This window comes from Stenotrophomonas sp. AN71 (assembly GCF_050435725.1).
Classification (GTDB): Bacteria; Pseudomonadota; Gammaproteobacteria; order Xanthomonadales; family Xanthomonadaceae; genus Stenotrophomonas.
Window position 1 is genome coordinate 238,232 of record NZ_JBNDKU010000004.1, and the last position, 20,263, is coordinate 258,494.

General features: G+C 66.7%; 20 protein-coding genes. 9 read left to right on the forward strand and 11 right to left on the reverse strand.

The window, feature by feature from the left end:
* Window positions 1-18: 18 nt before the first annotated feature.
* From ABH900_RS09000 to ABH900_RS09010, 3 genes are read right to left on the reverse strand one after another with little or no spacing between them, the layout of a single operon-like run.
* Window positions 19-966, reverse strand: a complete 948-nt coding sequence (locus ABH900_RS09000) for a DMT family transporter (protein ID WP_014036476.1) — start codon at window positions 964-966, stop codon at window positions 19-21.
* A 45-nt stretch (window positions 967-1,011) separates the two neighbouring features.
* Window positions 1,012-1,815 (reverse strand): DUF72 domain-containing protein, encoded by an 804-nt coding sequence (locus tag ABH900_RS09005; protein ID WP_429622552.1) that lies wholly within the window; start codon window positions 1,813-1,815, stop codon window positions 1,012-1,014.
* Window positions 1,812-2,255 carry a VOC family protein gene (locus ABH900_RS09010; protein WP_429622553.1) on the reverse strand — a complete coding sequence of 148 codons (444 nt, stop codon included), beginning with the start codon at window positions 2,253-2,255 and terminating at the stop codon, window positions 1,812-1,814. The genes ABH900_RS09005 and ABH900_RS09010 overlap by 4 nt, the downstream gene beginning before the upstream one ends.
* 110 nt (window positions 2,256-2,365) lie before the next feature.
* On the opposite strand from ABH900_RS09010, the gene ABH900_RS09015 reads away from it, so the two are divergent.
* From ABH900_RS09015 to agp, 3 genes are all read left to right on the forward strand, one after another.
* A complete protein-coding gene (locus ABH900_RS09015) occupies window positions 2,366-3,925 on the forward strand; it encodes a serine hydrolase (protein WP_429622554.1) in 1,560 nt (519 codons plus the stop codon).
* Between the two features lie 156 nt (window positions 3,926-4,081).
* Window positions 4,082-5,914: a multidrug efflux ABC transporter SmrA gene (gene smrA, locus ABH900_RS09020; RefSeq protein WP_429622556.1), complete on the forward strand. Its 1,833-nt coding sequence runs from the start codon at window positions 4,082-4,084 to the stop codon at window positions 5,912-5,914.
* A 119-nt stretch (window positions 5,915-6,033) separates the two neighbouring features.
* Entirely contained in the window at window positions 6,034-7,257 is a 1,224-nt protein-coding gene (gene agp, locus ABH900_RS09025) for a bifunctional glucose-1-phosphatase/inositol phosphatase (RefSeq protein ID WP_429622558.1), read from the forward strand.
* Window positions 7,258-7,269: 12 nt separating this feature from the next.
* Here agp and ABH900_RS09030 read toward each other — a convergent pair whose 3' ends face one another.
* Both ABH900_RS09030 and ABH900_RS09035 read right to left on the reverse strand, forming a co-directional pair.
* On the reverse strand, window positions 7,270-8,337 hold the full coding sequence (locus ABH900_RS09030) for a polysaccharide lyase (RefSeq protein WP_429622560.1): 1,068 nt from the start codon (window positions 8,335-8,337) through the stop codon (window positions 7,270-7,272).
* A 77-nt stretch (window positions 8,338-8,414) separates the two neighbouring features.
* Entirely contained in the window at window positions 8,415-10,223 is a 1,809-nt protein-coding gene (locus ABH900_RS09035; protein ID WP_429622561.1) for a DUF885 domain-containing protein, read from the reverse strand.
* 112 nt (window positions 10,224-10,335) lie between these two features.
* On the opposite strand from ABH900_RS09035, the gene ABH900_RS09040 reads away from it, so the two are divergent.
* Window positions 10,336-10,692 (forward strand): GFA family protein, encoded by a 357-nt coding sequence (locus ABH900_RS09040; RefSeq protein ID WP_429622563.1) that lies wholly within the window; start codon window positions 10,336-10,338, stop codon window positions 10,690-10,692.
* Window positions 10,693-10,724: 32 nt separating this feature from the next.
* Window positions 10,725-11,489 (forward strand): DUF4349 domain-containing protein, encoded by a 765-nt coding sequence (locus ABH900_RS09045; protein ID WP_429622660.1) that lies wholly within the window; start codon window positions 10,725-10,727, stop codon window positions 11,487-11,489.
* Between the two features lie 90 nt (window positions 11,490-11,579).
* Here ABH900_RS09045 and ABH900_RS09050 read toward each other — a convergent pair whose 3' ends face one another.
* Window positions 11,580-11,873 (reverse strand): hypothetical protein, encoded by a 294-nt coding sequence (locus ABH900_RS09050; protein WP_429622564.1) that lies wholly within the window; start codon window positions 11,871-11,873, stop codon window positions 11,580-11,582.
* A 69-nt stretch (window positions 11,874-11,942) separates the two neighbouring features.
* Window positions 11,943-12,887 (reverse strand): LysR substrate-binding domain-containing protein, encoded by a 945-nt coding sequence (locus ABH900_RS09055; protein WP_429622565.1) that lies wholly within the window; start codon window positions 12,885-12,887, stop codon window positions 11,943-11,945.
* A gap of 115 nt (window positions 12,888-13,002) precedes the next feature.
* On the opposite strand from ABH900_RS09055, the gene ABH900_RS09060 reads away from it, so the two are divergent.
* Window positions 13,003-13,875 (forward strand): DMT family transporter, encoded by an 873-nt coding sequence (locus tag ABH900_RS09060; protein WP_429622566.1) that lies wholly within the window; start codon window positions 13,003-13,005, stop codon window positions 13,873-13,875.
* A gap of 110 nt (window positions 13,876-13,985) precedes the next feature.
* Here the strand turns inward: ABH900_RS09060 and ABH900_RS09065 are convergent, their stop codons facing one another.
* Window positions 13,986-14,888 carry a peptidylprolyl isomerase gene (locus ABH900_RS09065; RefSeq protein ID WP_429622567.1) on the reverse strand — a complete coding sequence of 301 codons (903 nt, stop codon included), beginning with the start codon at window positions 14,886-14,888 and terminating at the stop codon, window positions 13,986-13,988.
* 136 nt (window positions 14,889-15,024) lie between these two features.
* Here ABH900_RS09065 and ABH900_RS09070 point away from each other — a divergent pair, with 136 nt between their 5' ends.
* A complete protein-coding gene (locus ABH900_RS09070; RefSeq protein WP_046429709.1) occupies window positions 15,025-15,390 on the forward strand; it encodes a PadR family transcriptional regulator in 366 nt (121 codons plus the stop codon).
* The gene (locus ABH900_RS09075) at window positions 15,387-16,376 is read left to right on the forward strand and encodes a sensor domain-containing protein (protein ID WP_429622568.1); all 990 of its coding nucleotides are present in this window, start codon (window positions 15,387-15,389) and stop codon (window positions 16,374-16,376) included. Before ABH900_RS09070 ends, ABH900_RS09075 begins: the two co-directional genes overlap by 4 nt.
* A gap of 108 nt (window positions 16,377-16,484) precedes the next feature.
* Here ABH900_RS09075 and ABH900_RS09080 read toward each other — a convergent pair whose 3' ends face one another.
* Together ABH900_RS09080 and ABH900_RS09085 are read right to left on the reverse strand one after the other, a co-directional pair.
* Window positions 16,485-17,792, reverse strand: a complete 1,308-nt coding sequence (locus ABH900_RS09080) for a polyhydroxyalkanoate depolymerase (RefSeq protein ID WP_429622569.1) — start codon at window positions 17,790-17,792, stop codon at window positions 16,485-16,487.
* Window positions 17,793-17,885: 93 nt separating this feature from the next.
* Window positions 17,886-18,476 carry a class I SAM-dependent DNA methyltransferase gene (locus tag ABH900_RS09085; protein ID WP_429622570.1) on the reverse strand — a complete coding sequence of 197 codons (591 nt, stop codon included), beginning with the start codon at window positions 18,474-18,476 and terminating at the stop codon, window positions 17,886-17,888.
* Window positions 18,477-18,624: 148 nt separating this feature from the next.
* Between ABH900_RS09085 and ABH900_RS09090 the strand changes: the two genes are divergently transcribed.
* Window positions 18,625-19,080, forward strand: coding sequence for a CopD family protein (locus tag ABH900_RS09090; RefSeq protein WP_429622571.1), 456 nt, complete (start codon window positions 18,625-18,627; stop codon window positions 19,078-19,080).
* A gap of 132 nt (window positions 19,081-19,212) precedes the next feature.
* Here ABH900_RS09090 and ABH900_RS09095 read toward each other — a convergent pair whose 3' ends face one another.
* Window positions 19,213-20,172, reverse strand: a complete 960-nt coding sequence (locus ABH900_RS09095; protein WP_429622572.1) for an acetyl-CoA carboxylase carboxyltransferase subunit alpha — start codon at window positions 20,170-20,172, stop codon at window positions 19,213-19,215.
* Between the last annotated feature and the right edge of the window lie 91 nt (window positions 20,173-20,263).

Consider the following 20,263-nt stretch of genomic DNA (forward strand, 5'->3'; position numbering starts at 1 on the left):
CGCCATGCGTGGATGCGCTCAATCGGCGATGTTGCGCGCCTCGGCCGTACCGAGGATCTCCGGGTGCTGTACCGGCTTGCGGCGATTCAACAGCGGATGCAGGAACACCGCACCTACGATGATCGCCACGCCCAGGTAGAACCACGGTGTGACCTCGTGCTGTTCGCGCAGCAGCACTACGGCCAGCAGCACTGCGTAGACCGGCTCCAGATTGGTCACCAGCTGCACGGTGTAGGCACTGAGGTGGCGCAGTGCGACCAGGGCCAGCGCGAACGGCAGCAGCGTGCAGAATCCGGCCAGCACCAGCAGCAGGATGCCGTCATGCAGGTCCGGCACCACCCACAGTGGACTGGCCAGCGCCGGCAGCAGGTAGGGCATCAGCGGCGCCAGCAGGGTCAGGGTGAGGGTGCCGGCGCCCAGTTCCAGCGCGGTGACGGTGAGGGGATCGGCATGGCTGACCATGCGCTTGTTGAGCGAGCCGAACACCGCCACCAGCAGCGCCGATATCGCACCGATCAGCACACCCAGGCGCATGCCATCGGGCACGCCACCGACCACCAGTGCCACGCCGGGCAGCACGGCCAGGCCGAACGCCAGCTCACGCAGCTGGAACGGACGCTTGGCCACCCACGGTTCGATGATTGAAGTGAACACCGGCGCCAGCGCGATGCAGGTGGCCGCCACCGACGCATTGGCCAGCTTCACTGCACCGTAGAACGTCAGCCAGTGCAGGGCGACCAGTGCGCCGATACCGGCGTAGCCGGCCACCAGCCGCAGTGGCAGGGTACGCAGCCCGCGCCAGACGCGCGGCAGCAGGGCCAGCATCGCTGTCACCAGCAGCATGCGCCACCAGACCAGGGGCAGCGCGGGCAGGGTGATCAGCTTGCCGAGGATGGCGGTGACGCCCCATAGCAGGACACAGAAGTGGATCTGCCACAGCGCTTTGCGGGTGTCGGGTGTGCTCATCCGCCTATTGTGAGGCAAGGCGGACTCCACCGCGTATCGGCCGGGCTATGCGCCGTCGTACACGCGTCGCTGCAGGGCCATCGCCGCTGCCGGATTGCGGGCTTTGCCCGCGCCGATGCAGAGCAGGTAGACCTCGCGCGGCGTTTCCGCGGCGGGCCCAGCCAGGCAGGGCAGATCGTCCACCGGCTCGCCGCGCGACCAGCATCGGGCACGCTCGGCCCAACGCTGCTGCACCGGTACCGGCAGGCCCTCATGCAAGCGGGCCTGGCTGCGCTTGATCCTCGCGTAGACGAAGCCGGCACTGACATCGCCGTGCAGCGGTGCTTCGTCGCTGTCCTCGATCACCAGAGCCACGCCGTGCCGGCGTGCGGCGGCGACCAGTGCGGGACCATGCGCCTCTGCGTTGCGGACCTCCAGGGCATGCTGCAGTGGCACGCCGTCCAGTTGCTTGGGCAGCTGTGCCATCAGCGTTTCGAAGGCGGCGGCATCAGCCGGATGACGTGGATCGAGCTGCCACAGCAGCGGGCCCAACCGGTCACCGAGCGCCAAGGCTGCCTGGAGGAAGGGCGCGGAGGCGTCCGCAGTGCCGGACAGGTCGCGACGTTGTACCAGATAGCGCGGTACCTTCATCGAGAAGCGGAAGCCGGGCGGCGTCTGCGCCGCCCATTGCGCACACTGCGCCGCAGTGGGCATGCGGTAGAAGGTGCCGTTGATCTCGATGCAGCGCAGGGCGTGGCTGGCGTGGGCCAGTTCCTCGCGCTGCGGCAGGCCCGGCGGGTAGAACGTACCGCCGCGCCACTCGGGAAACACCCAGCCGCCGATGCCACAGCGGATGGCAGCGGCGGTCACTGGCCGTGGTCCGCGCGCCACGGGTCGTAGCTGCCGAACCACCACAGGTAGCCTTCCGGGTCGGCGCAGGCGTAGCCACGCCCACCATAGGGCTGGTCGGCGATGTCGATGACGATGCGCGCGCCGGCAGCCATGGCCCGCGCATAGTGCGCGTCGGCATCGGTGACGATCACGCAGGCGCTCTGGGTCTGGCGGCCACCGACCTCATCGGGCAACACCGCATGCCGGCTCCATTCGCTCTCGGTAGTGGCCGAGCCGAGCATGATCATGCCGTGGCCGAAGGTCAGTTGAGCATGGAAGACGGTATCGCCGTCGGCGTACACCGCCTGCGGGTGGAAACCGAACGCGCGTTGCAGCCAGTCGATGGCAGCCAGCGCATCGCGATAGCGCAGGCAGGGAATGATGGTGGACCCATTGCTGGACTGGCCGTTCTCGCCCATGACACCCCTCCTATGGCACGTGGCAGGGTGCATCGGCGACCGTTACCATCCCGCGAAACCCCGGTGACGGCCTGCACACGGCCGCAACCCCTGTTCGGAGATCGTGCTGGATGAAAACCTGGATCGGAGGTGCCGTGCTGCTGGCGTGCACGACCATGGCGAGCGCGGCGACCCCGCCGCCGCTGCAGGACCTGGATGCGACCGTCGAGCGCGTGCGCGCGCAGTTCGACGTGCCCGGCATTGCCGTGGCCGTGGTCAAGGATGGCCAGGTGGTACTGGAGCGCGGCTGGGGCGTGCGCGAGCAGGGCAAGCCGGAGCCGGTGCAGGCCGACACGCTGTTCGCCATTGCCTCCAACACCAAGGCATTCACCGCCACGTCGCTGAACCTGCTGGCCGAAGAAGGCAAGCTGAAGATGGACGACAAGGTGATTGATCACCTGCCGTCGTTCCGCATGTCCGACCCGTTCGTGACCGGGCAGATGACGATCCGTGACCTGCTCTCGCACCGCAGTGGCCTGAGCCTGGGCGCCGGTGACCTGCTGTTCTGGCCCACCACGTCCTACAGCAATGCCGAAGTGGTGCAGCGGCTGGGCAAGGTGCCGCTGAAGGGCGGTTTCCGCGAAGGCTATGCCTACGACAACATCCTGTACGCGGTCGCCCAGCAGGTGATCGAGCACGTCTCTGGCATGAGCTACCAGCAGTTCCTGCAGACCCGCATCTTCGACAAGGTGGGCATGGCCGGCACGCGCTACAACGCCGATCACCTCAAGCCGGGCGACAAGGCGGCGGTGGGTCACGCCAAGTACGATTTCAAGGATCTGCGCGCGGTTGCACCGTTGACCTGGTCCAACAATGCCGGTGCCGGTGGCATCTATTCCAGCGCGCACGACATGGCACGCTGGATGCAGGTGCAGCTGGCCGAAGGCAAGCTGGCCGATGGCACCCCGCTGTTCACCGACAAGAGCCAGCAGCAGATGTGGCGGATGATCACCCCGCAGTCGATCCCGGCGCCAAGCGTGCCGGAGCTGGCGCCGGCACGGGCCAACTTCGCAGGCTATGGCGAAGGCTGGAGCTTGAGTGACTACCGTGGTCGGAAACTGGTGTGGCACACCGGCGGCTGGCCGGGCATGGTCTCGCGCCTGACCCTCGTGCCGGGCGAGAAGCTGGGCGTGGTGGTGCTGACCAACCAGGAAGTGGGTGCGGCCTTCAACGCGATCACCCTGAGTGTGCTCGATGCCTACCTGGGAACCGAGAAGCATGACTGGGTGGATGCCTATGCCAAGGCCGTGGCCAAGGGCCAGGACAAGGCCGATGAAGCCTGGGCCGGGCACCAGGCCGCGCGGGCCAAGGGCAGTACGCCATCGCTGGCGCTGTCCGGTTACACCGGTACCTACCGTGACCGCTGGTATGGCGACATGCAGGTCAGCACCGAAGGCAAGGGCCTGCGCCTTCGCTTCATGAAGACCGCGCAGTTGAGCGGGCGGCTGGAGCATTGGCAGCACGACACCTTCATCGTGCGCTGGGATGACCGCTCGCTCAACGCCGACGCGTTCGTCAATTTCAACCTGGACCCGGACGGCAAGGTGCGCGAGGTGCGCATGCAGCCGATCTCCGACCTGACCGATTTCAGCTTCGATTTCCAGGATCTGCAGTTCACTCCGGCCACGTAAGGGGTAGTGCCGGCCGCTTGCCGGCAACCTCGCGATGTTTGCGGCGAACATGGGATTGCCGGCCAGCGGCCGGCACTACCGGAACCGGGGCATCGTCGGCCGGCGTACACACGCGGCGTGGGATACTCCGCCGGCTATTGATGGCGAGGGAATGCGATGTTCCGTTGGTTTGAATCCCTGATTCCGGTGTTCCCGCCTGTGGACGGGCGCATGCCACCGCGCAAGGTGCTGCCGTTCTACCTGCATTACCTGCGCCCGGTGTGGCCGGTGTTGCTGGCCACACTGATCGCTGGCCTGCTGCTGGCGCTGGTGGAAGTGGCGATGTTCGACTACCTCGGACGCATCGTCGACATGGTTGCCGAGCAGCCGGGTGCCGATTTCTTCAAGCGCCACGCCAACGAGCTGGGGTGGATGCTGTTCATCACGGTCATTGCGCGGCCGATCCTGGTCGGCCTGCACAACCTGCTGGTCAACCAGGCCATCGTGCCTGGACTGAGCAACCGCTCGCGCTGGCTGATGCACAACTACGTGGTGCGGCAGAGCCTGAGCTTCTTCCAGAACGACTTCGCCGGCAGCGTCGCCAACCGGGTGATGCAGACCGGCACCTCGCTGCGCGAATCGGCGGTGCAGATGGTCGATTCGCTCTGGTACATCGTGGTCTACACCGGCACCGCGCTGTACCTGTTCGCACAGGCCGACTGGCGCCTGATGGTGCCGCTGATCCTGTGGATGCTGGTCTATGCGGTGATCCTGGTTTACTTCGTGCCACGCGCCAAGGAACGCGCCTGGATCGCGTCCGAGGCGCGTTCCAAGGCGATGGGCCGCATCGTCGACGGTTACACCAACATTCCCACGCTGAAGCTTTTCGCCCATGGTGGGCGGGAGCAGGCCTACGTAGCCGAATCGATCCAGGAACTGGCGGTCAAGCATCGCGCACAGACCCGGGTCACCACCGGCATGGACCTGGCGATCGCCATCGTCAACGGCTTCCTGATCGCCGGGACGTGCGGGCTGGCACTGTGGCTGTGGAATGGCGGCCACATCACCGTCGGCGCGATCACCCTGGCGACCGGTCTGGTAATCCGCATCCACAACATGTCCGGCTGGATCATGTGGACCATCAACGGCATCTTCGAGGACATCGGCACGGTGCAGGACGGCATCACCACCATCGCCCAGCCGTTGACCGTGCAGGACCGCGAGGATGCAGTGCCGCTTCAGGTGACGCGTGGTGGCGTGCATTTCCAGGACATCCACTTCCACTACGGCAAGAAAGGCGGCGTGATTGCCGGCCTCGACCTGGTGGTGAAGCCGGGCGAAAAGATAGGCCTGGTCGGTCCTTCCGGTGCGGGCAAGTCGACGCTGGTCAACGTGCTGTTGCGGCTTTACGACCTGGAGAGTGGCCGTATCCTGATCGACGATCAGGACATCGCATACGTCACCCAGGAGAGCCTGCGCCAGCAGATCGGTGTGGTCACCCAGGATACCTCGCTGCTGCACCGCTCGATCCGCGACAACCTGCTGTACGGCCGTCCGGATGCCACCGACGAACAGCTGCATGCGGCCGTGGCCAAGGCACGCGCGGCCGCCTTCATCGACACGCTGGTGGACGGGCAGGGACGCAGTGGTTACGACGCCCATGTTGGCGAGCGTGGCGTGAAGCTGTCCGGTGGCCAGCGCCAGCGCATCGCGATTGCCCGCGTGCTGCTGAAGGACGCACCGATCCTGGTGCTGGACGAGGCGACCTCGGCGCTGGACTCGGAAGTGGAAGCGGCGATCCAGGACAGCCTGGATGAGTTGATGGGCGGCAAGACCGTGATCGCGATCGCGCACCGGCTGTCGACCATCGCGCGCATGGACCGGCTGGTGGTGATGGACCAGGGCCGCATCGTCGAGACAGGCACACACGCCGAGCTGATTGCGGCCGGTGGTCTGTACGCACGGTTGTGGGCGCGGCAGACCGGTGGTTTCGTGGCGGCTGATCAGTAATCGTTCCGGGGTCAGAGCCTTCTCTGCGAGAGGGATCCGACCCCAGTCATGTATCCCTTGGGGTCGGATCCCTTTTCGAAGGAAAGGGCTCTGACCCCAGCATGCTTCTGGAGACCTGCATGATCCTCCCCCTACGCCCCCTGTTGCTGGCGCTTGCGTTGGGTGTGAGCACTGCGACCGCGATGGCCGCACCCGTCGCGGACGAGCAGCTGCAGCAGGTCATCCTGCTCAGCCGCCACAACCTGCGCGCGCCGGTGGTGGCCTCCGGCGCGCTCGCCAACGCGACCCCCGAAACCTGGCCACGCTGGGACGTGGGTGCGGGCGAGCTCACCACCAAGGGCGGTGTGCTGGAGGTCTACATGGGCCGCTACATGGGCCAATGGCTGCGCCAGGCAACGTTGCTGCCGGTGTCCGATTGCCCGCAGCCGACTGATTTCCACGCCCATGCCAACAGCCTGCAGCGCACCCAGGCGACCGCGCAGTTCTTCGTCGCCGGTGCGTTCCCGGGCTGCCATGTCGCCATTGAGCAGCGCAGGCCGCTGGGCACGATGGATCCGTTGTTCAATCCGGTGATCCATCGCGGTGATGCGGCGTTCCGTGAGCGCGCGCTGTTGGCCATGCAGCAGGCGCTGGGACGTTCGGAACTGGCACCAGCGCTGGCGGTGGTGGAGGACATCACCCGCTATCCGCAGTCGGCGGTGTGCGCAGGCCGTAGCGACTGCCATCTGACGCTGGCCGGTACCACGTTCAGTGCAGAGCCGGGAAAGGAGCCGCGCGCATCCGGGGCGCTGGCTCTGGCAAGTGGGCTGGTCGACGCGCTGCTGATGCAGCACTACGAAGCCAACGATGCAAGCGCCGAAGGCTGGGGCCGGTTGAACACCGAGGCGCAATGGCAGGCGCTGGCGCAGATCCGCAACCGCTACCAGGACATCCTGTTCGGTACCCCCGAGGTCGCCCGCGACGTGGCCACGCCACTGCTGGCGCAGGTGGACACGCTGTTGAACGATCCGGCCTCGCCGAAGGTGACCCTGCTGGTCGGCCACGATTCCAACATCGGGTCAGTGCTTGCTGCGTTGGGCATCACCGACTACACGCTGCCGGGCCAGTATGAAAAGACGCCGATCGGCGGCCTGCTGCAGTTCGAGCGCTGGCGCGACCGGCGTCGTGGCGAGCAGCGGATCCGTCTGGTCTACGTCTACCCGACCACCGTGCAGCTTCGCGATGCGCGGCCGTTGACCGACGCGCAGCCGCCGGGTCGCGTCGCCTTGCGGTTGCCAGGCTGCGCCGCGCGCGGCTGCAGCGGCGCCCAGTTCCAGCAGCTTCTGCAGCGTGCCTCTCGCTGAAACAGCAGAGGGCTAGCGCACCGGCGCGCGCACGATGCCACGCGTGGCCATCAGGGTAAGGTCACCGCCCAACCGCGGCGAGTGGAACGGGCCACGTGCATGCGCGGCCTCGAACAAGCCGCCATCGGGTGATCGTAGACGATAGAACTCCACCCAGCCACTGGCCTGCAGCGGCAGCTGTGCCACACCGGTGTGCTCACTGAACCACGCCGGATCTTTGCTGCCCTCGATGACGCGTCGCGCCAGGCGATCGATCGCGTGGTCCTTGCTGGCGTACCAGTCCTGCCCGCGCAGCCGCGCCAGTTCGGCCATCATCACCAGAGGGGCCAGTGCGTAGTCGTGGTAGTGCAGGGCACGCTGCCCACGCGCCATTTCCAGCGGCAGGCTGCCATCGGCCTGGATGTCATCGACGCCCTTCTGGAAGGCGGCGCGGCCGGCCTGCCACAGGGCGTCGTCGTCGGTGGCCAGACCGGTGGCCAGCACACCCAGGCCGCCCCAGTAATAGTGGTTGTTGCGGCGCCGCTTCGGGTTGTCCCAGTAGGTCAGGTTGGCCCGCGCCAGCTGCTGCAGCCACGGATCGATGCGCGCGCGCTGCTGCGGATCGGCCTGGTCATGCACCTTCAGGTAGGCCATGGCCACCGCATCGAGCATCCATTGCCGCATGTAGAACGACTGGTCGTTGTTGACCCGGATCATCTGCCCGAGCATCGCGCCATCCTTCGCCCAGGCGCCGAGCCAGGTCAGCGTGCACTGCGCGGCGGCGGGATCGCCGTCGCGCAGGTAGTCGTCACTCATGCGCGCCACGTCGGCGGCATAGCGGTCCAGTGGCGCGGTGGCGTCATGGTTCTGCTGGTGCAGTGCCGGGTCGATCACCGAACCGGCCTTGTCGGTGTAGTAGCCCAGGGCACGGATGTCGGGTTGTCCGTCCGGCGGTGGGGGGCAGGCGGCGTGTGCGCAAGCGCTGGCCAGCAAGGCGGGAAGCAGGGCGAGGCGAAGCAAGGGGAGGGACATGGAAACCGGCGGAAGGGACGAACCCGGCGAACCATGCGCCTGGACATGTTGTCGGTGCGTGATGCGCATCCGGTGTGCCGACCCACCCCAAACGGCAACGGCCCGGAGCGATCCGGGCCGTTGTCATCCAGCGCATACCCGTCCGATCACTCGATCGGCTGGTCCAGCATCAGCTGCCGGGCGAAACGCACCGGCGGTGCGCCGTAGGACAGCACCTGGTCGTGGTAGGCCTTCAGGTTGAACTTGTCGCCCAGCTTTTCCTGCACTGCCTTGCGGGTGTCGAAGTGTTCCTGCGCACCGACGAAGTAGGTCGGCAGCTGCGCCGAGGTCAGCTGCGCGCGCACCCACTTGCCCGCCGCTTCGCTTTCCTGCTGGAACGCATCGTGGGTCATCAGGTGCATCGCCTTCTCGCGATCCCAGTTGTCCACGTGCACGCCCTGGTCGAGGATCGCGTTGGAGATCGTGCGCAGGTAGAACTTCAGCTGCACCAGGTGGAACAGCGGGTCGTTGTTGAGGTAGCCCTGCTCCTGCATCATGCGCTCGGTGTAGACCGCCCAGCCTTCGGCGAACAGGCCCGATCGCAGCACCGCCCGCAGGGTGGAGGGGAACTTGGCCGAATGCCAGCCTTCCAGGTAGTGGCCCGGAGTGCCTTCGTGGATGCTCAGCAGATGGATCATGCGCGAGTTGTACTCACGCAGGAACGAGTCGACCTGCTTTTCATTCCAGTCGTCCGGAATCGGCGACACGGCGTAGAAGGTCTTCAGGTTCTTGTCCAGCGGGCCCGGCGAATCGCAGTAGGCCACGGCCACGCCACGCTGGAATTCCGGCATCAGGATGATGTCCACCGGCGCGTCGGGCAGGGTCACCAGATCGTGCTCGCGCACGAATGCGGTGGACTGTTCCAGCGCGGCCTTGGCATCGTCGACCACCTTGTCGCGCGCGGGCTTGTCGGCGTAGGCCAGCTCCAGCGCGGCCTCGATGGCCTTCTGCTGCTGCTCGTCGGTCGGCTGGGCCGGCATCTCCGGTGCACCCGGCTTGTCCTTCAGCACGGTCTGCGCGATGCCGTACATGTCCTCGCGCACGCGCTTGAGTTCGGCGCGCGCACGCTCACCGATCTCCTGGCGCGACAGCGACGAGCTCAGCGCGAACTTCAGCTTCTGGTCGTACTTTTCCGCACCGATGCGGAAATCGCCCTTGGCGTTCGGCACCAGGGTCTTGTCCAGCCAGGTCTGCTGCTCGTCTACCGCCTTCTTCAGGCCATCGATGGCGGCCTGCAGGCGCTGCTGGTCGGCCTGCGGCAGTTCCCCGATATGCGGGGTGATGAAGGTATCGACGATGCTGAGGATGCCCTTGTTCTGCTTGGCCACCGTCTCGGCATGGATCTTCGGCACGCGGGCCGGATCCAGGTTCTCGCGGGCCTGGGCGAAGATCGCCGGCAGCTTCTCCATGCGCGCGGTGGCCGATTTCAGGCGATCCGGCAGCGGCGCGAATTCGCGCGCCATCAGGCCGTAGATCGCGCTGCCGGCGATGCCGTTGTACAGCTGCGGGTCCCACTTGCCGGACTGCAGTACCTCGGCGTTCCAGATTTCCGACTGCAGCTGGTTGCGCAGGATCGCCGCGTCCACCTGGTTCTCGCGGCCCAGCTTGGCCACCTCGATCTTGTCCAGCTCACCCAGCAGCGCCTTGTAGGCCGCTACGGTCTTCTGCTGGCCGGCGGCACTCAGGTCATCGAGCTCGCTGTCGTAGCGATGGTCGCCGATCTGGGTGGCGCTGACCGGTGACAGCTGCATCCAGGTATCCAGCGCGCGCTTGGACAGGTCAGCGAAGGCGGCATCGGCCGCCGCGTCCGCGGCCTGCTGGCCGGCGGCCGGGGTGGAAGCGTTGGTCGGGGCGTCGGCCGGCTGGCAACCGGCCAGGGCGGCGACCAGGGCGAGGGCAAGAAGATGCGGGCGCATCGGCGTTCCTGTACGGGGTCAAACCTCGAGCATAGGGCCCTGCGGCGGCTTTGTCCCCGTGCCATAGGATTACCATGGTCGCCGACAAGGACCCTCCAGCGGAGCGCAGGACATGCAATACCAGGGAAGCTGCCATTGCGGCAGGATCGCATTCACCGTACAGGCGCAGGCGCCGATTGACAGTGTCATCGACTGCAACTGCTCGATGTGCCGGCGCCGTGGCAGCCTGCTGTGGTTCGCCCCGCGCGAGGCGTTCCAGCTGACCACCGATCCGGCGGGCGTGGCCACCTATCACTTCAACAAGGCCCACATCGACCACCACCATTGCCGCGAATGTGGCATTGCGCCCTACAGCGAGGCGGTCGACCCACGCTCCGGCATGCCGATGGTGGCCGTCAACGTGCGCTGCGTGCCGGCAGTGGATCTGGCCACGCTGGCCGTGACCTCCTACGACGGAGCCGCGCTGTGAGGCCGGTGCGCGCGTGGACGCGCGTGGTGGCAATGCCGGTGCTCCTGCTGGCGCTGGCGGCGTGTGCGAAGCATGGCGACGTGGCGGCCGATGCCGGAGGCGGTGCTGCAGCCGCCGTTGCTTCGCCGGAAGGCGCGTTCCTGGCCTACGAACATGACGTACAGGTGCAGCTGGAAGCGGCGCAGATCGCGCCGCGCATCCAGCAGATCGCTCAGGCCTGCCAGAGCGCGAAATTCGGTGACTGCGCGGTACTGCAGGTCGATCAGCGCAGCGGCGAGCGACCCAGTGGCGAGGTCAAGGTGCGCATCGCACCGAAGGGCGTCGAACCGTTGATCGCGCTGGCCGGTGAAGGCGGCACGCTGCAGTCGCGCAACACCCGTGCCGAGGACCTCGCTCAGCAGGTGGCAGACACCACGCTGACCAAGGCGCGGTTGGAGAAGGAGCATGCGCGGCTGCTGTCCTACCAGGACCGCAAGGACCTGAAGGTCGAGGACCTGATGGCGATCACCACGCGCCTGTCGGAGATCGAGGCCGGTGTCGAGCAGGCCAACAAGGAGACCGCGCAGCAGCGCCATCGCATTGATACCCAGCTGGTGACGCTGCACTTCGACACCACCTCCGGCCAGCGCAGCCGCAGCGAGATCGGCGAGGCGCTGAGCGAGTCGGGCGGCATCCTCAGCACCAGCGTGGCATTCCTGATCCGTGCGGCGGCCGCATTGCTGCCGGTGGCGGTACTGGCGTTGATCGCAGCATGGGGCGTGCGCGCCTGGTGGCGTCGCCGCCGTCGCAACGCCTGATCGAACCGCGCGTTGCGCTCGCCGGTCGAGGCCCGGCGCTACCGAGGTGCTTCAAGCATCGGGTAGCGCCGGGCCATGCCCGGCGGACGCTCATCCTTCGTCGGTTTCGTACTCGATGAACACGTCCAGTTCCAGCGCCAGCTCCTGCACCGCATCGCGCACCTTCTGTGCGGTGCTTTCGTTGCCGACCTCCACTTCCAGTTCGTGGATGCCTGGACCGATGTCATCGGACAGCCCGGCCGAACTGGAGTCGTCGTCATCCATGTGCGGCATCAGGTCGTCGGTTTCCTCGACATGTTCAATGCCCTCCAGGCCGAGCAGCATATCGCTGATGGCGCGGGCGTCGTCTTCGGTTCCGGTGATGCGCAGTCGCAGCAGGCTCATGTCAGGGGCACGTGGAAGGGTTCGCCAGCAGCCTAGCCAGCGCCAGGCAAAGAGCGGGTGAGGGCGCAGTCAGCTGCGCGTGGCTGGACGCCCGAGCAGACTGTCCGGCAGCGCGGGAATCGGCGTGCGTTCGTCCTGGGCCTGCTCCAGCAGCCAGTCGATGAACAGGCGTGCGGCCGGGCTGGGTGGTTGCCCTTCGGCATGAACCACGTAGTAGGCATAGCGTGCCTTCAACGCCGGTCCAGGCAGGCGCACCACTTCATAACGTTGCAGGTAGGGCTGGGCGATGTGCGTACGCGCCAGTACCGCGCCCATGCCGTACACCGCCGCACGCATCGCGTCGGTGCTGTCGGCGAAGGTGTGCATCGGCGGCAGCGGTGACGGCGGACGCACGCCCGCGTGGCGGAACCAGTCGCGCCAGCCCTGCGGCGACAGATCGCTCAGCAGCGGTAGTTCGGCGATGCGTGCCGGATCCACCAGGGTTTCCACGCCTGCCAGGGCCGGCGAGGCCACCGGGAACAGGTTGTCGTCCATCAGGTGCTGCGCGTGCAGGCCCGGCCATTGGCCCAGGCCGTAGCGGATGCCGACTTCAGGGCCGTTGTCGTCGTAGCGGTCCAGGCCACTGCCGGTGTGCAGCTCGAGGCGGATGTGCGGGTGTGCCTGGGTGAAGCGCGGCAGCCGTGGCACCAGCCAGCAGTACGACAGCGAGCGCAGCGTGGTGATACGCAGTGGCACGCTGTCCGCATCCGGGTGCAGGTGGTGGGCGACCGCGGCGACATCGGTGAAGGCCGCGCTGGCCGCATCGGCCAACTGCCGGCCCTCGGCGGTCAGGCGCACACCGCGCGCGTGGCGCAGGAACAGCCGGGTCTCCAGTACCTCTTCCAGGCGGCGCACGTGGTGGCTGACCGCACTGGCGGTCAGGTGTAGTTCCTGTGCCGCCTGGGCGAAGTTCTGGTGGCGTGCGGCGACCGCGAACACGGCCAGCGCGGGGAGCAGGGAAGGGCGTAGCTGCATGTCCAGCCTCAAACGATATTTGTGGCTGGCAGCGATACTACGCGCTTGTGCGGCGGGTGTCTGCGCCCGATCCTGATTGCCTTGGCGAGGAATGGACGATGGACGGAGGCAGGGCATGAATGCGATCCCACAGGTGGCCGAGCGCGACTGGCGCACACCGCTGGAACTGACCCTGCTGGGCGCCATCTGGGGCTGCTCGTTCCTGTTCATGCGGATGGCGGTGCCGTCGTTTGGCCCGTTCGCGCTGGTCGAGGTTCGTCTGGTGCTGGGCGCGCTGGTGCTGCTGCCGTTCCTGTGGCGCGCCCGGGCACAGTTTCCGCCGCGGCGCTGGCTGTGGCTGGCGCCCATCGGTCTGGTCAACTCGGCGCTGCCGTTCGTGCTGTTCGCCTATGCGGCCGAGCGCGCACCTGCGGCCATCGGCGCGATCTGCAACGCCATGACAGTCCTGTTCGCCGCGTTGATCGCGTTCCTGTTCTTCGGCGAGAAGATCGGTGTGCGCCGCGCGGGCGCTCTGCTGGTGGGCTTTGCCGGGGTGGTGGTGCTGGCCACGGCCAAGATATCGGGCCTGAGCATTGGTACCGCGGTGCTGGCCGGCGCGGCCGCCTCGCTGCTGTACGGCTTGGGTGTGAATCTGGTGAAGCGGCATATGACCGGGCTGCCCTCGGCCGCGGCGGCAGCGGCCACGCTGTCGTGCGCCTCCTTGTGGTTGTTGCCGATGGCGCTCACTCATCTGCCGCAGGGCCCGATTCCGGGCAAGGCATGGGGTGCGGCGATCGCACTGGGCGTGGTCTGCACCGGATTCGCGTTCCTGATGTTCTATCGCCTGATCGGTCGTATCGGCCCGTCGCGCGCCTCGACGGTGACCTACCTGGTTCCGTTGTTCGGGGCGGCCTTTGCGTGGCTGTTCCTGGGCGAGCCGGTGACGCTGCAGATGTTGATCGCCGGCGGGTTGATCCTGGGGAGTGTGGCGGTGAGTCAGAAGGGGTGAGGGAGCGTGCAGCCGAGCATGGCTCGGCTACAGTAGATCCACGCCATGCGTGGATGCTTTCCGCTTCGCATTGCCAACCCGCCGCTGCGCTCGCCGGGCATGGCCCGGCGCTACCGCACCGGCACCGGAACATTGCAAAGATCGATATGCCCCGCCGGGCGCTTGTAGAAATCATCCACGCGATTGCGTCGCGCCTCGACCGTATCGGCGAAGGTCTTCGAATCGGTGCGCAGTACCTGGATCGGTGTGCGCTCGGCCGCGGGCACGTCGCTGACGCGACGGATCGACACGATCGGCGTACGCAGCTTCGGGTCGGCATAGAAACCCATCGGCGCCGGTCCACGCGGGGTCGCGCTGAGCAGCTCCATGCCCTTCAGCACGCGGCCGACCACGGTGATGTTGCGGTCCAGCTGGCGCGGTGACTGGCCGGTCACCACATACAGCTCGGCGCCGATGCTGCTGTCTTCCTCGTTGTTGCGGCCGGCGCCGAGCATGCCGTAGCAGTGCGCGAGCCACGCCTTGCCGGCCTGCGGGTGCTGGCCGACCGGGAAGCCGTCGACGAAACCGGTCTGCGCGGCCCAGCCATCGCGATCCGGCAGCACGCTGACCTTCAGGCCGGCGCTGGCGCGCTCGAACTCGGCCGGCAGCTTGCGTGCCGCGCTGCCGAACGGTTTGGCCTTGGCCGCATCATCGGCGTCGGCATCGCCGAACTGCACCACGAAGTTGTCCTGCGAGCGGTAGATGCTGGTGCCGTCCCAGAAGTGCTCGTGGGCGAAGGTCTGGATGTTGGCCACATGCCGCGGGGCGAACTGCGGCGCCAGCTCGATGATCACCCGCCCGGCCGGCAGGTCCATGTACAGCAGGTTGGCCGGATCCGGCGTGCGCCAGTCGCTGGCCGCCGAAGCATCGAGGATCTGCTGCGGGCTGCGGTAGGGCGTGGCCGCGCTGGCCATGGCGGGCAGCAGGCAGGCGAAGGCCAGGGCGGTCAGGGCAAGGCGACGACGGTGCGGCATGGGAACCCCGGAACATGAACGAGGCTTCGATTCTGCGTGAGCGGCCCGGCCACGCCAACCGGCACGATGACTAACGACACATTCGCTATACCGAACTTCGCACTACTGTGGACTTCAACGTAGTGGAGGGCCGGTCATGTCCGAGGACGACGTCCACCTGAAGAAGTTCCAGAAGGAGTTGAGTGCCGGAACCGTGTCGCTGGCACTGCTGGCGGTACTGGCCCGGGCCGGGGCGCCGCTGTACGGCTACCTGATCGCCAAGGAGCTGGAGCGCGTGGGCGAGGGCGTGCTGAGCGGCAAGCAGAGCGCGTTGTACCCGGTGCTGCGCAATCTGGAAGGGGCCGGCCTGCTGGAAAGCCATGTGGAGCCGTCCAGCAGTGGGCCACCGCGGCGCTACTACCGCATCAATGAACGTGGCCGCGAAGTGCTGGCGCAGTGGCGCCAGGCCTGGCAGGCCACCCGCGATTCCGTCGATTCCGTGTTGGAGGGGGTACCGCAATGAACGACCCGAGCCCGGCAGGCCGTGCCCTGCCCACCACCATCCCGCAGTACCTGGCGCAGCTGCGCGCTGCGCTGGACGGTGCCGACCCGGCGATGGTGCAGGACGCGCTGTACGACGCCGAGGAATACCTGCGCTCGGAGCTGGCCGCGCAGCCCGGCCGCAGCGAGGCCGAGGTGATCGCCGATGTTGCTGGCAGCTACGGTGCGCCCGACGAAGTGGCGGAGATCTATCGCGAAACCGAGCTCACAGTGAACCGTGCGCTACGCGCGCCGCGGGCGGATACCGCGCCGGTGCTGCGTGCGGCGGCGGAAGCCAGTGGCGTCGAGCCGGCCGCACCGCCGCCGGCGCCGGTGCAGCGCTCGCTGCTGGCACGTTTCTTCGGCGTGGTGACCGATCCGCACACCTATGGCGCGCTGTTCTACATGCTGCTCTCGCTGGCCACCGGCATCTTCTTCTTCACCTGGGTTGTGACCGGCCTGTCGCTGTCGCTGGGCCTGTTGATCCTGATCATCGGCGTTCCGCTGACCGTGCTGTTCTTCGGTTCGGTGCGTGGCCTGGCGTTGCTGGAAGGGCGGTTGGTGGAGGCATTGCTGGGCGAGCGCATGCCGCGCCGGCCGCGCTATACCGATCACAGCCGCAGCTGGCTGCAGCGCATCGGCGACATGTTCACCGATGGCCGCACCTGGCTGACCCTGCTGTACTTCGTGCTGATGCTGCCGCTGGGCATCCTCTACTTCACCCTCGCGGTGACGTTGCTGTCGCTGTCGCTGAGCCTGGTCTGGGCGCCGGTCGCGGCGATCTTCAGTGGCGACATCCCCGGCGTGTACATCAACGATGTGAATGTGTTGCCGATGGCAGCCTCGCCGCTGGTGGCGATCGTGGTTGCCGGGGCGGGCGCGCTGCTGCTGGTGCTGACCCTGCATCTGGCGCGCGGCATCGGCAAGCTGCATGGAATGCTGGCCAAGAATCTGCTGGTGCGGTTGTAAGCAGGAGTCCGCACTTTGGTAGGTGCCAACCTTGGTTGGCACGATCGATCAGATGTCGGGATTCGCGGCAGAGCGCCAACCAAGGTTGGCCTCTACCAGCGAGGGGCGTTACCCCGCCTTGCGCCGCAACGGAGTAACGTTGCTCTTCTTCTTCGTGACCTTCGCCGCCGGTGCCTCTGCATGCGCGGCGAAGAAGTCGCGTACCTTCGGGTACACCACTTCGCGCCAGCGGCGGCCACTGAAGATGCCATAGTGGCCGGCACCTTCGACGATGAAGTGCTCACGGCGATCAGCCGCAATACCCGTGCACAGTGCCTGCGCCGCTTCGGTCTGGCCCAGCCCGGCGATGTCGTCCAGCTCGCCTTCGATGCTCAGCAACGCAGTATCGCGGATGGCCGACGGATCGACCTTCTCACCGTTGACCACCCACTCGCCACGCGGCAGCAGGAAGTCCTGGAACACCACGCGGATGGTGTCCAGGTAGTACTTGGCTGGCATGTCCAGCACCGCGTTGTACTCGTCGTAGAAGTGACGGTGCGCGTCAGCGTCTTCCAGATCACCCTTGACCAGGTCGGTGTAGAAATCCCAGTGCGAGCTGAAATGACGGCTCGGATTCATCGACAGGAAACCGGCATGCTGCAGGAAGCCCGGATACACGCGGCGGCCGGCGCCGGGATAGCTGGCCGGTACGCTGTGGATGACGTTGTTCTCGAACCACGACAGCGGGTTCTGCGTGGCCAGGTTGTTCACTGCGGTCGGGCTGCAACGCGCATCGATCGGCCCACCCATCATCACCAGCGTGCGCGGCGTCGGTTCACCGCGGCTGGCCATCAGCGAAACCGCGGCCAGCACCGGCACGGTCGGCTGGCAGACGCTGACCACGTGCAGGCGCTCCACGCCGAGGTGGCGGATGAACTCCTGGATGTAGGCGATGTAGTCGTCCAGGCCGAATTCGCCTTCGCTGGCCGGCACCATGCGCGCATCGACCCAGTCGGTGACGTACACACGGTGGTCGCGCAGCAGGGTGCGCACGGTGTCGCGCAGCAGGGTGGCGTGGTGGCCAGACAACGGCGCAACGACCAGCACGAACGGCTGGTTGAGCATGGTGTGCAGCTGGTCGGCTTCATTGCTGTGGCGCTTGAAGCGCAGCAGCTTGCAGAACGGCTTGCTCACTTCCTCGTGCACGACGATCGGCACGCGCTCGCCATCGACGTCGATTTCGTTGATGCCCCACTCGGGCTTCTCGTAATCCTTGCCGATGCGATGGAACAGCTCGTTGACCGCAGCCAGGCGATCGGCACCGGGCATCTGCGACCACCAGTGGCCCGGGTTGGCGAAGAACTTGGCGTTGGCCTGGGCCTGGTGCACCCAGGGGGCGAGCAGGTTGCGGGTCAGTTCGTGCAGTTGATAGAGCATGACGACCGAATATGTATGGTCATATGTTGCCGCGCAGCATATCCCATCCGGGTGTCCCGCAGGTTAAGTTGGCTGAAAATAATGAATCCGGATTCACATCCGTTCCAGCGCGGCCGCATCGCCTGCCAGGGCTGGGCCGAGCCAGCAGTGCGACCCTACCGGCTGCAGGCCGTGCTGGGCCAGCGTGCGGTGATACCAGCGCGCCGGGCGGGCCTGGAAGCCTTCGTGGTCGCCATCGAACTCGTCCTCGGCGGCGAAGGTCTCCAGGAAGGCCACGCCGCCGGTCAGCTCGGCCACGCCGGCCAGGCCCGCGCGCAGTTCGCGGTTGGGCACGTAGTGCATCACGTCCGAGCAGACCAGCAGGTCGACCGGGGCACAGGGCCGCAGCCAGGCGAAATCGCCGAAGCGGGCCAGATGCAGGTTGCGGGTGCGACCGTAGCGGCGAACAGCGTACTCGCTGCTGTCGAAGCCCAGGTATTCGACCTTCGGACGCAGCTTCAGCAGCGGAGCACGCCAGGCGCCTTCGCCGCAGCCGATGTCCAGCACGCTGCGGATCGGACGTTCCAGGTAGTACTCGGCGCTGGCCACGGCCAGTGCGACCTTGCGCGCCAGTCGGGCGCTGCCGCCGATGTCGGCACGGCGGTACCAGCGTTGGAAGTAGGCGGCGTCGTAGGTCTTGTCCATGGAGCAGGGCGCGTTCGGGGAAACGGCGTCTATCGTACGGTGTTGCGCCGCGCCATGCGTCGATGTGTCGCGGCGGTGTTGCGTAGGGGGACGTGGGCACGGCGTGCGAGAATGGCCGCCCCTCTACGCCAGCCGCCGGAGCGAGCGCATGCAGAGCTACTTCTGGGTCAAGACCTTCCACATCGTATTCGTGGTGGCGTGGATGGCCACGGTGTTCTACCTGCCGCGCATCCTGGTCAACCTGGCCGAGACGGCAGGGCAACCGGCAGTGGTCCAGCGCCTGCAGCTGATGGGCCTGCGGCTGTATCGTTTCGGTCATTCGATGTTCGGCCTGGCGGTTCTGCTGGGCCTGGTGCTGTGGCTGGGTTACAGGGTCATCCCGGGATTCCCGACCATGGTCGCGCCACAGGGCGCCGGCTGGCTGCACGCCAAGCTGGGCCTGGTGGTGCTGCTGCTGGCGTACTTCATCTGGATCGGTCGCCTGCTCAAGGGCGTGGGCAACGGCAGGGCACTGCCGTCTTCGCGGGCGCTGCGTTGGATCAACGAAATCCCGCTGCTGGCCTTCATTCCGATCGTGTGGCTGGTACTGGCCAAGCCGTTCTGACGGAACCGTCGTAGATCCACGCCATGCGTGGATGCTGTACGAGGCACAAACCAAAAGAGCCGGGCATCTGCCCGGCTCTTTTGGTTCTGCCATCGCATGGGAGTTGCCGGCCAGCGGCCGGCACTACCGGGTTTATGCCGCTTCGTAGGTGCCATAGCTGCGCAGGCGCGTGTAGCGCTGTTCCAGCAGCTGCTCGGTGGACAGCTTTTCGAGTGCGTCCAGTTCGTTCATCAGCACGGCCTTCAGGCGCTTGGCCATCTGTGTCGGGTTGCGGTGCGCACCGCCGGTCGGCTCGCGCACGACCTTGTCGACCAGGCCCAGGCTCTTCAGGCGCGGGGCGGTCAGGCCCAGCTGCTCGGCTGCATCCTTGGCCTTGCCGGCGTCCTTCCACAGGATCGAGGCGCAGCCTTCCGGGGTGATGGTCGAGTAGACCGAATACTCCAGCATCACGGTGCGGTCGCCCACGCCCAGCGCCAGCGCGCCGCCGGAACCGCCTTCACCGATCACGGTGCAGATGATCGGCACCTTCAGTTCGGCCATCTCGATCAGGTTGCGTGCGATCGCTTCGGACTGGCCACGCGATTCGGCATCGATGCCCGGCCACGCGCCGGCGGTGTCGATCAGGGTCAGCACCGGCAGGCCGAAACGCTCGGCCATCTTCATCAGGCGCAGGGCCTTGCGGTAGCCCTCCGGCTTGGGCATGCCGAAGTTGCGCTTGATCTTTTCCTTGGTGTCACGGCCCTTCTGGTGGCCGATCAGCATCACCGCGCGGCCGTTGATGCGGGCCAGGCCGCCCATGATGGCCTTGTCGTCGGCGAAGGCACGATCACCGGCGAGTTCCTGGAACTCATCGCAGATGGTGCGGATGTAGTCGGCGGTATACGGGCGCGACGGATGACGGGCCAGCTGCAGCACCTGCCACGAGGTCAGGTTGCGGAAGATCTGCGCGGTGCGTACGCGCAGTTTGTCCTGCAGGGCGTGCACTTCCGCCTCGACATTGACCGCCGGCCCGGCACTGGCGTTGCGCAGTTCCTGGATCTTGGCTTCCAGGTCAGCGATGGGTTGCTCGAAGTCGAGGTAGTTCGGATTCATCGGAAGCCGTCGTGTAAAGAAGAGGGGAATTCTAGCCGAATGCGTGCAAACCACCCGTACGCCTTCGTCTGGAAGGCGACGGTAGCGCAGG

Coding starts and splice junctions, on each gene's coding strand:
- ABH900_RS09000 (WP_014036476.1), bottom strand. CDS start 966: ATGAGCACACCCGACACCCGCAAAGCGCTGTGGCAGATCCACTTCTGT.
- ABH900_RS09010 (WP_429622553.1), bottom strand. CDS start 2,255: ATGGGCGAGAACGGCCAGTCCAGCAATGGGTCCACCATCATTCCCTGC.
- ABH900_RS09015 (WP_429622554.1), top strand. CDS start 2,366: ATGAAAACCTGGATCGGAGGTGCCGTGCTGCTGGCGTGCACGACCATG.
- smrA (WP_429622556.1), top strand. CDS start 4,082: ATGTTCCGTTGGTTTGAATCCCTGATTCCGGTGTTCCCGCCTGTGGAC.
- agp (WP_429622558.1), top strand. CDS start 6,034: ATGATCCTCCCCCTACGCCCCCTGTTGCTGGCGCTTGCGTTGGGTGTG.
- ABH900_RS09030 (WP_429622560.1), bottom strand. CDS start 8,337: ATGCGCATCACGCACCGACAACATGTCCAGGCGCATGGTTCGCCGGGT.
- ABH900_RS09035 (WP_429622561.1), bottom strand. CDS start 10,223: ATGCGCCCGCATCTTCTTGCCCTCGCCCTGGTCGCCGCCCTGGCCGGT.
- ABH900_RS09040 (WP_429622563.1), top strand. CDS start 10,336: ATGCAATACCAGGGAAGCTGCCATTGCGGCAGGATCGCATTCACCGTA.
- ABH900_RS09045 (WP_429622660.1), top strand. CDS start 10,725: ATGCCGGTGCTCCTGCTGGCGCTGGCGGCGTGTGCGAAGCATGGCGAC.
- ABH900_RS09050 (WP_429622564.1), bottom strand. CDS start 11,873: ATGAGCCTGCTGCGACTGCGCATCACCGGAACCGAAGACGACGCCCGC.
- ABH900_RS09055 (WP_429622565.1), bottom strand. CDS start 12,887: ATGCAGCTACGCCCTTCCCTGCTCCCCGCGCTGGCCGTGTTCGCGGTC.
- ABH900_RS09060 (WP_429622566.1), top strand. CDS start 13,003: ATGAATGCGATCCCACAGGTGGCCGAGCGCGACTGGCGCACACCGCTG.
- ABH900_RS09065 (WP_429622567.1), bottom strand. CDS start 14,888: ATGCCGCACCGTCGTCGCCTTGCCCTGACCGCCCTGGCCTTCGCCTGC.
- ABH900_RS09070 (WP_046429709.1), top strand. CDS start 15,025: ATGTCCGAGGACGACGTCCACCTGAAGAAGTTCCAGAAGGAGTTGAGT.
- ABH900_RS09075 (WP_429622568.1), top strand. CDS start 15,387: ATGAACGACCCGAGCCCGGCAGGCCGTGCCCTGCCCACCACCATCCCG.
- ABH900_RS09080 (WP_429622569.1), bottom strand. CDS start 17,792: ATGCTCTATCAACTGCACGAACTGACCCGCAACCTGCTCGCCCCCTGG.
- ABH900_RS09085 (WP_429622570.1), bottom strand. CDS start 18,476: ATGGACAAGACCTACGACGCCGCCTACTTCCAACGCTGGTACCGCCGT.
- ABH900_RS09090 (WP_429622571.1), top strand. CDS start 18,625: ATGCAGAGCTACTTCTGGGTCAAGACCTTCCACATCGTATTCGTGGTG.
- ABH900_RS09095 (WP_429622572.1), bottom strand. CDS start 20,172: ATGAATCCGAACTACCTCGACTTCGAGCAACCCATCGCTGACCTGGAA.